Genomic DNA, 5731 nt, shown 5'->3' with positions numbered 1-5731 from the left:
GGCACATCAGCCGAGGACCTGCGCATGGCGCACGGGTACGCCTACGGCGGATGCCTGATCCAGGACATGGGTTACTACCCGTTCGGGAACAAGTTGTTCAGCGATCTGGTTCACTACGTCCGGAGCGGCGATTTTGTTCAGGCGCTGCTTTCCGAGGCGACCGACGTCAATGAATACGCATTCGCAATGGGAGCGTTGGCGCACTACACCGCCGACATCACTGGCCATCCGTCAGTGAACACTGCCGTCGGGGATGGGTTTCCCAAACTGAGAGCCAAGTTTGGACCCCAGGTCACGTATGCCGAAAGTAAGAAAGCCCACATCCAGACAGAGTTCGGTTTTGATGTTGTCCAAGTCGCCAAGCACCGCTACACGTCCGATTCATACCACGACTTCATCGGGTTTCAGGTCCCAAAAAAGGTGCTGGAACGGGCATTCCTGAAGACATACGGGATTGAGTTGAAAGACATCTTCAGCAGCGTTGATTTTTCCATCGGCACGTTTCGCCGGTCCATCAGTGGTGTCATTCCTGAAATGACTCGCGTCGCGCTGCTGGTTAAGAAAGACGAAATGGTCAAAGAGGACCCGAATTTCACGCAGAAGAAGTTTCTCTACAACATGAAGCGCACTGATTATGAGCGCGAGTGGGGAAACGGCTACCAAAAACCGGGGGTGGGCGCCCGGATACTCGCCGTATTTTTTATGCTCTTGCCCAAAATCGGCCCCTTCAAGGCGGTCGGTTTCAAGATGCCAAGCCCGGAAACCGAGACTCTGTATCTGAAGAGTGTCAACGCGACCGTAGTCCAATATGGGACCTATCTTGCGGACTTGAAAGCGGGAAAGCTTTCTCTGGCAAACAAGGACTTTGATACCGGCAAGCCGACTGTGGCCGGGGAGTACGGGTTGACCGACGAAGCGTATGCCAAGCTGTTGGACAAGCTGGCAGACCGTAAGTTTGCCGACATGACGCCAGAGCTGCGGAACAATGTCTTAGGCTTCTACAACACCACGAATGTTCCCGTTTTCGCGAAGAAGGAACCCGAAGATTGGAGAAAGGTGCTCAAGAACGTCGCGTTGCTGAAATCGATGGTTCCAGAACCAGCATCCAACACGCAGGAAGCACCCCGCTAGAGCGACGACCGTAGAGATCGATAATGCCTATAGAACCGATGAATTTACGCCGCCTCATCATCGCAATCGCGTTGGCAGTTTCTAGCGCCGCCCCGGCGCAAGATCAAAGTAAGGTGGTGCCTGCCGGCGATCTCATTCATGCCGTCATAGCAAATGAGCTCGGGGACCGGGTGCAGCAGCGGAAATGGATGTATGCGATCGAAAAGCGAGTGGGAGGCCAATCCTTCACGGAGGAGCAGGTGGAGACCCCACACGGCCCGCTCTACCGTGTACGTGCGATCGACGGCAAACCGCTGACCGCTGACCAGCGGCAGCAGGACAACGCACGTTTTGGCAGCCTCATGCACGATACGAGCCAGCAATCGAAGCTCAAGCAACAGTACGACGATGACGAGCAGAAGCTGGAGAACCTAATGCGGGTGATGCCGGCAGCTTTTCTTTACGCCTACGACGGCGTCGAGGGAAAGTTTGTGAGGCTCAAATTCCGCCCCGACCCCAACTACAAACCCCCGACCTACGAAGCCCGGGTGGTGCATAGCCTTGCCGGAGTAGTTCTGATCGATGCGCAGCAGAAACGCCTGGCAAAGCTCTCGGGCCAAATCATCAACCGCGTGGACTTTGGGTATGGGCTCCTGGGGCACATCGACAACGGCGGCACAATCGAGATTGGGCGTGTGGAGGTCGGATCTTCACAATGGAAGACTGCCCTGATCAATATTCAATTATCAGGACTTGTAGTGTTCTTCAAGACAATCAGCAAACAAGAATACGAGATCCGGTCGAATTTCCGCGCGGTCGCCGGGGATCTCAGCCTCTTACAGGCCAGCCAGCTCCTGGCTCCCTAGATTATTTTCAAGAGTGTGATTATTTCCTGCTCTTGCCCGTGATCACCATGCCGGCGCCGCCTAGAATCATCACTGCACTGATGATCGGCGACACCGTTTCGCTGTTCTGGTTATGAATCCCCATCGACATCCCACCCGCTGAGAATCCTTCGCGCTCACTGTGGGGGATCGGGAGCACGAGCGATATCAGGCCTAAGACGATCACCACCAGGCCAATCCAAAACAGTTGCTTCACTGGAAACACTCCAGCGGACGAAAGTCCACGATCTTCCAGCCGCTGCGGCCGCGCTCCATCTTGAACCGGATCTGGCTGCCGCGGCGAGAAGGCACGCCCGTCCCTTCTCGTGCGACCTTTGTCAGATCGAAATTAACCAGCGCCACACCTCTGGAACCAACCGTGGTGATTTGCACGACGCGGTAATGGGCCCGGAAGCCGGCATCTTCACGAGGTCAGGCGTGCGTCGCTCGATGCACTTCAGAATTGGCCCGCGAACTCCGCTTCATCAGGCGCCCCGACGCCCGCTCAGCAGGTTGATAACCACCACCACGAGTGCCACTACCAGCAGGATATGGACCAGTCCTCCGGCGATATGGAGGCTAAAGCCCAGAAGCCATAAGATCAAAAGAATTACGACGATTGTCCAAAGCATAATTGTCTCCTAAGGTCGTCCGCGAGCACGACCTGGCGCGTTCCGTGAACGGTGACGGCAATTTAAACTGCCAATGCCTGGCCGGCTCTTCCATTAACAGAACGCGGCCAGGTGCGACGGCGATAGCCCTGCCGAATGAACTCGGCTACTTCCTCTCGCCTGCTCTCACTTCTTATCGCGGGAGAGCCTGCTGCCGCTTCTCACCGCGGCCAGGAACGACGATGCAGCCGCCGGAGCGGCCACCGACCCGCTGAGGATGGTCCGCTGATCGATCATCTTGCCATAAACGTCCTTGGTGGAATCGTCATCTTGCTGCACGACTGCACCCGTCAACGAGATACCGGCGAACAGTCCCTTGGATCGCGAATAGGTAAGGATTTCGCTGTCGGCTTTCCAGTCCGTACCGGCAGAGGCGTGGCGCCCGACCGGGCCGGCGACGGCGGCGGCGTCGCCGCCCACCTGGAACTTGTTTGACAGCATGCGCTGCATGCCCTGGTCATTCATCACGGTCATGACGAGGTCGATGTCCTGCGCACCAATCTGCAGGCCCCAGCTCCCGCCACCTATGGAGATCATCGCCGGCGCGCTCCAGCCCCTGGCGGTACGGCAGGTAGCGACGCCGCGGCCGTGCTTGCCGCCAACGATGAATGCGGCCTTCACCATGTTGGGCACGACGGCGATGCACTTGGCATTCTCGAATACTTCCTGCGGGATACCCTTGTCAGGCGTTCTCATGATTTCGTTCAGTACCACGCCCGCCTTGGCCAGACGTTCGAGGGAATCCTGGTGGCCTTCTTGTGCCCACGCCACACTGCACAGGCCCAACACCACCGCTAGCAACAGTAGTTTTTTCATGGTTACAGCCTCCCTGGCTGTGATTCTTACGATTCGCCGCCCCAGCTCTGGCAGCGTTGTGCTTCTCGCAGGGTCACGATCCCGCCTTTCAAGTGCGTTCGATGGTTAAAGCCTGCCTAATAGGATCAGAACCACCACAATCAGCAAGACAGTCCCAATGCCGCCGCTCGGGAAGTAGCCCCATTGTCGGCTATGATCCCATCGAGGAAGAGCTCCGACGAGCATCAGTACCAGGATGACAATTACGATCGTTGCGAGCATGAAGTTTCTCCTTTCAACAGCGGCGCGGCAGAAGAGCCTCAAATCCGCTTGACCAACCTTTGCAACATGGCCTTGACCTTCCGAGTCTGCGCTCCCGATGAAGTGCAGTTCCGGCTAACGCATCTCCTGCAAACGCAAATCTTGATCGAGCTTGAATCTAAGAAGCGTCTCGGCTGGAACTCGCACCTGTCTACCTTTCGTCAGGACTTCGGCGCCCAAGCCCGCGCCGGCGCCGACGGCGGCGCCAATCGCCGCGCCTTGCCCGCCTCCCGCAATGGCGCCGATCAGCGTTCCCAGGACCGCACCGCCGCCCACCATGACGGCCGTCCTCCGGTTCGCGCCCACGCCCTGCCCGCCCTGCTGCTGCAGGTCGTCGGTGCTTACGACATACCTCGTCCCGGACACCGTGATGGAATTCATGTCGAGCACCAGATCCGAGCCAGAAGTGATGCCCCCGCCGTTGGCGCTTCGAATCACCAGCTCGGCGTCCGAACCCCTGGGAATCATTACCGCGCCCGAGCTGTCGAGGATATCGGCGGCGATCACGCCGGAAAACCGCTGGCCCACGGTGGCGTTCCTGGAATCGATCGTCTCATTGGTTCGGACCGAGATTTCGGTGCCGTTCGGAATCGTGGTTGTCAGAGCGCCGGTGGAGCGGCCGTTCGCACGCATTTCGAATTCCGCACGGCAGCCGTTGTCCACCCAGACGCCGCTAGTGTCATAGCCCCAGCTGGAGCCCTGGGTGCACGCGGATTCGCCGATCTGGCGGATGAGGCGGACTCCGTTGCGGGTATTGGCGGCGCAGTATTTGCGTCCGTAGCCGTCGGATTGGACCGACTCGCAGCGGATTCTCTGCGATAGATCGCTGGTGGAGTCGAACGGCAGGCGCAGCGTGTCGCCTTCATTGATGACGACCTGGTTCGTTTGGCCGTTCAGCGCATACTGCACGGTAAGGGTCTTGGCCTGCCCGGGGGCCGGATCGCCGCCCATGCTGTCGCTGTTTACCTGCAGGTTGAGCTGGTCTCCTTGTATCTGCGAGTTCAGCCGCGAGGTGACGTCGGAGGTCCGATTGCCCGCCCCGTACCTGGCGCGGGTGATCTGCAAATTACTCTGGCTGGTGGAGTCGTACGGCAGGCGCAGCGTGTCGCCTTCATTGATGACGACCTGGCTCGTGCGCCCGTTCAGCGCATATTCCAATGTAAGAGTCTTGGCCTGTCCGGGAGCCGGATCGCCGCCCATGCTGTCGTTGTTTACCAGCAGGTTGAGTTGGTCGCCCTCGATTTGCGAATTCACGCGGGAGGTAACGTCGACGGAGCGGTTACCGCTCCCGTAAACGGCGCGGCTGATGTGCAGGCTGCTCTGGTAAGCGGTGCGAATCCGCAGGTTCACCTGCTGGCTGTCGCTGTAGGTGATCTGCCGGCTTCTCCCTGCATTGTCCGTCAGTTGCAACCGCAAAGCCCCGTTGAGGCCACGCCGCGAGCCCGCCCCCAGGAGACTTCCATCCACCCGGAAGTTCAGCAAATCGCCTTGAACCAGCGAACGAACACGGTCGGTCACATCCACCCAGTTGTTTCCGGAGCCGTAATCGGCACGGACGATTTCCCAGCTACTCTGTGCCGCAGCGAGTAAGGGAAACGCGAGCAAACAAACCAGCACGAGAGCAGTACACAATCTCTTCACGGCGAATCTCCTCTATCACTTCTTTTATTGCCGCCGAATCAGCGGCGCGCTGTTACATCGAGAATGACGTCCATGATGCGCTGGCTATTGTTTTCGATGATCACCACGTCCTGCCCGATCATGCCGCGCGCATAACCGCTATATAAAGGTTGCAGCCTCCGTTCGAGGTCGCCGGAAAGCGGCTCGAGGCGCTGCTGCCATCCGGGCGGCAACATGCCGTTCCGCTGCAGGTGCTTTCGCAGGCCTGGCGGAAGATTCCCATTGCGCTGCGCCAGCCCGGGAGAAAAGTTCGAAGTAGCGCCGCGGTAG

Annotated in this window: 8 protein-coding genes; 2 read left to right on the top strand and 6 right to left on the bottom strand. The window is 58.6% G+C overall.

Features of this window, described 5'->3' with window-relative positions:
* Positions 1-1131, top strand: a 1131-nt coding sequence (locus VF515_14740; GenBank protein ID HEX7408888.1) for a zinc dependent phospholipase C family protein, incomplete at its 5' end; no start/stop codon positions are given.
* A 23-nt stretch (positions 1132-1154) separates the two neighbouring features.
* Positions 1155-1976: a hypothetical protein gene (locus VF515_14735; GenBank protein HEX7408887.1), complete on the top strand. Its 822-nt coding sequence runs from the start codon at positions 1155-1157 to the stop codon at positions 1974-1976.
* 19 nt (positions 1977-1995) lie between these two features.
* On the opposite strand, the gene VF515_14730 is transcribed toward VF515_14735, so the two are convergent.
* The 6 genes from VF515_14730 to VF515_14705 form a co-directional block, all read right to left on the bottom strand.
* A complete protein-coding gene (locus VF515_14730; protein HEX7408886.1) occupies positions 1996-2211 on the bottom strand; it encodes a hypothetical protein in 216 nt (71 codons plus the stop codon).
* A 268-nt stretch (positions 2212-2479) separates the two neighbouring features.
* Positions 2480-2626, bottom strand: a complete 147-nt coding sequence (locus VF515_14725) for a lmo0937 family membrane protein (GenBank protein HEX7408885.1) — start codon at positions 2624-2626, stop codon at positions 2480-2482.
* A 165-nt stretch (positions 2627-2791) separates the two neighbouring features.
* A complete protein-coding gene (locus VF515_14720; GenBank protein ID HEX7408884.1) occupies positions 2792-3457 on the bottom strand; it encodes a lipid-binding SYLF domain-containing protein in 666 nt (221 codons plus the stop codon).
* Positions 3458-3586: 129 nt separating this feature from the next.
* The gene (locus tag VF515_14715) at positions 3587-3742 is read right to left on the bottom strand and encodes a DUF3309 domain-containing protein (GenBank protein ID HEX7408883.1); all 156 of its coding nucleotides are present in this window, start codon (positions 3740-3742) and stop codon (positions 3587-3589) included.
* Between the two features lie 114 nt (positions 3743-3856).
* The gene (locus VF515_14710) at positions 3857-5386 is read right to left on the bottom strand and encodes a DUF3395 domain-containing protein (protein ID HEX7408882.1); all 1530 of its coding nucleotides are present in this window, start codon (positions 5384-5386) and stop codon (positions 3857-3859) included.
* A gap of 74 nt (positions 5387-5460) precedes the next feature.
* On the bottom strand, positions 5461-5731 hold a 271-nt coding region (locus VF515_14705), incomplete at its 5' end, for a hypothetical protein (protein HEX7408881.1).

Source organism: Candidatus Binatia bacterium (assembly GCA_036382395.1).
GTDB lineage: Bacteria > Desulfobacterota > Binatia > HRBIN30 > HRBIN30 > JAGDMS01.
The sequence above is the reverse complement of the archived record's forward strand: the minus strand, read 5'-3'. Positions and strand labels throughout refer to the sequence as shown.